Annotated in this window: 5 protein-coding genes; 2 read left to right on the forward strand and 3 right to left on the reverse strand. The window is 45.4% G+C overall.

Going from position 1 to position 2,930, the window contains the following annotated elements:
- Together ABY436_RS19735 and ABY436_RS19740 are read left to right on the forward strand one after the other, a co-directional pair.
- A partial coding sequence (locus ABY436_RS19735) for a hypothetical protein (RefSeq protein WP_372740636.1) occupies positions 1–519 on the forward strand: 519 nt, incomplete at its 5' end.
- On the forward strand, positions 520–1,224 hold the full coding sequence (locus tag ABY436_RS19740; RefSeq protein ID WP_372740637.1) for a tRNA-uridine aminocarboxypropyltransferase: 705 nt from the start codon (positions 520–522) through the stop codon (positions 1,222–1,224).
- Between the two features lie 43 nt (positions 1,225–1,267).
- Here the strand turns inward: ABY436_RS19740 and dtd are convergent, their stop codons facing one another.
- The 3 genes from dtd to ABY436_RS19755 all read right to left on the reverse strand — a co-directional run.
- A complete protein-coding gene (gene dtd / locus ABY436_RS19745) occupies positions 1,268–1,708 on the reverse strand; it encodes a D-aminoacyl-tRNA deacylase (RefSeq protein WP_372740638.1) in 441 nt (146 codons plus the stop codon).
- A 5-nt stretch (positions 1,709–1,713) separates the two neighbouring features.
- On the reverse strand, positions 1,714–2,664 hold the full coding sequence (pip, locus tag ABY436_RS19750) for a prolyl aminopeptidase (protein ID WP_372740639.1): 951 nt from the start codon (positions 2,662–2,664) through the stop codon (positions 1,714–1,716).
- Positions 2,665–2,793: 129 nt separating this feature from the next.
- A partial coding sequence (locus ABY436_RS19755; protein ID WP_372740640.1) for a hypothetical protein occupies positions 2,794–2,930 on the reverse strand: 137 nt, incomplete at its 5' end.

Consider the following 2,930-nt stretch of genomic DNA (forward strand, 5'->3'; position numbering starts at 1 on the left):
TCAGGGTTGTTGATGATAAATCTCGCGTCTCTTTCTTTTCACTTTGATGTGGTTGAAGATCGTATTCGGCTTATTGGTAATTTAGATAATGGTCAGCAGAGAGTTGATTTCTGGCTGACGCGACGCTTGGTGTTGAGATTGCTGGATGCGTCTCCAAAGCTTTTGCTGCAGACGTCAGAAAAAGTCAGTCGGACACCTTTTGAGCATCAGAGTGCGATGGCTCAATTTGAGCATGATGAAGCGCAGCAGGCGCAGCTTGTCAGGCAGGATGCTAGTCTTACCCATAAGGATTTTGAGGCCCTTCTTTTAAGACGTCTTGATATTAGTTTTCAAAAGGAACAATACCGCCTTAGTTTTTTTGTATCTGATGATGCAGAGTGCTTTGCTATTAGTGTTTTGAGCCGTCAGGAAATGCATCAGATTTTACATTGGATGCATAAAGGGTGTTTACAATTAAAGTGGGGAGTATCCAACTCTCTTTTTGATCTTAATGAGCAGCCAACAACGAGATTACAGTAGATGGCTTATGACTCTCTGGCACCGCGTAAGCCTTTTGTTGCGCGAGGTTCTAAAATAAAACGTTGTTCAGGTTGTTTTTTACCGGCACAGAGCTGTGTGTGTTCTGATAAACCTAATGTCAAAGCCGCTGCGGTATTCTGGTTATTAACGCATAACGATGAATGCTATAAACCCACCAATACCGGACGCTTGATAGTCGACGCTATTCAAGGATCAAGGGTATTTAAATGGTCACGTACAAATCCCGATTCTGATTTTATGAGTGCACTTTCAGATCAGAGGTACGCACCCTGTATCGTTTTTCCTTCAGGGGATGGTTATCAGCAACGTATGGTAGAAAGTGCCGCGTTAACTGGAAAAACGCCTGCGTTCATTATTCTGGATGGTACCTGGCGCCAGGCCCGGCGTATGTTCAGATTAAGCCGTTACCTGGATCACTTGCCTGTTATCGAGCCTGGCTGTGGTGCCGTTTCGCGTTATCAATTGCGTCAATCGGCGGAAGAGCATCACCTGTGTACAGCCGAAGTAGCAGCGGCAATGCTCAGAGAGGTACAGGATCATAGCAGTGCTGATGTGCTGGATGCGTATTTTGATTTGTTCAATGCTGAGTATTACACCTCTCGTCGTGGTGTCGATATGAGCTCGGCATCGACTCAGGCGCGACAGCGTTTATTGGAATTGAAAGAGGTTAATGTTCTTACCTGATGCATTTCATCATACGTGAAGGGGCTCGTGCATCCCGTAGCGGTTAGTGAGCCTCCAGCATAAAGGTTACAGGTCCGTCGTTGATAAGTTGTACTTTCATATCAGCACCAAATTCTCCTGTTTCTACAGGGGCATGTAACTTCTGAGCTTGGGCTACGAAGTAATTGTAGAGTGCAATACCTTGTTCTGGAGAGGCACCGTTGGAGAAACCAGGGCGTAAACCTTTCATAGTCTCAGCGACTAATGTGAATTGAGAAACGATCAGTAAGCCCCCTGCGGTTTGCTGCAGGCTTACGTTCATTTTCCCATCACTGTCTGAAAAAATACGATACGCTAAAATCTTATTCAGGAGCTTATCAGCGACCGCTTGGGTATCATTTTTTTCAATACCTAATAACAATAAAATGCCGGGGCCTATCTGTCCTGCACAGCTACCTGAAATCTCAACCGATGCCTGGCTGACGCGTTGAATTAACCCTTTCATCGATTTCAGGCTCTGCTGCGTGCAAAGTCATCGGTAGCACGGATCAGGTTATCAGTGGTTCCTGCCTCAAAAGCCGAATGACCCGCATCCCGAACGATATGTAGTTCAGCATTCGGCAGTACCTGGTGTAGTGCGTATGCCTGTTCGATAGGGCATACCATATCATAGCGACCGTGTACCAGAATGGTTCGTATATGAGCAATTTTACCCGCTTGCTCAATTATCTGGTTGTTCTCCATGAATGCCTGATTCATAAAGTAGTGGGCTTCGATACGTGCCATTGATAATGCGGTATGAGGGTCAGAAAAATGCTCAACTATATTCGGATTAGGGTCAAGAGTGGAGCAGCGGCCTTCCCATACTGACCATGCTTTTGCTGCTGACATGCGCTCTATTTCATTCTTGGATGTAAGGCGCTTGTGGTAAGCAGATAGTAAGTTGTCTTGTTCTTTTGCAGGGATCTGGTTGATAAAATCCTGCCAGTAATCAGGGAAGATCGCGCTGGCACCTTGTTGATAAAACCAATGTATATCTTGTGGGCGGCAGAGAAAAATTCCACGTAAAATCATGCCTGAAACTTGTTCAGGGTAAGTTTGGGCGTACAGCAGGCTTAGCGTTGAGCCCCATGAGCCGCCAAACAGAAGCCACTGGTCAACGCCCAGGAGTAAGCGGATTTTTTCGATATCAGCAATCAGATTCTGCGTTGTGTTATTTTCAAGGCTGGCATGTGGTGTTGATCTTCCGCAGCCGCGTTGATCAAATAGAATAATCCGGTATTTCTCCGGATTGAAAAAGCGTCGTTGTGCGCCGCTCGTTCCGCCACCGGGCCCTCCGTGAATAAACAACACGGGAATCCCTTCCGCATTGCCGCTTTCTTCAACGTATAAAGAGTGGCCTGAATCAACCTGAATTTGATGCTCTTTATAAGGAAATAATTCGGGATATAGCGTCCGCATGGTTAGTCCTTTATTGAAACGGTGAGTCTGGTTTAAGTATAAAGTGGGTGTACGGGTAATGGGAGTGAATAGGTGAAAAATAGATGAAAAAAAAGCGACATATTAGTCGCTTTTTGGATTTTAATCGGTTTATTTGCCGCTACGAGAATGGCGTTTACGCTCATTTTCTGTAAGGAATTTTTTGCGTAAGCGAATATGGTTAGGTGTTACTTCAACCAATTCGTCATCTTCAATAAAGTCCAGCGCTTGCTCAAGAGTGAAGCGGA

Origin of the sequence: Neptunomonas sp., assembly GCF_041601355.1 — a bacterium.
Taxonomy (GTDB): domain Bacteria; phylum Pseudomonadota; class Gammaproteobacteria; order Pseudomonadales; family Balneatricaceae; genus Neptunomonas.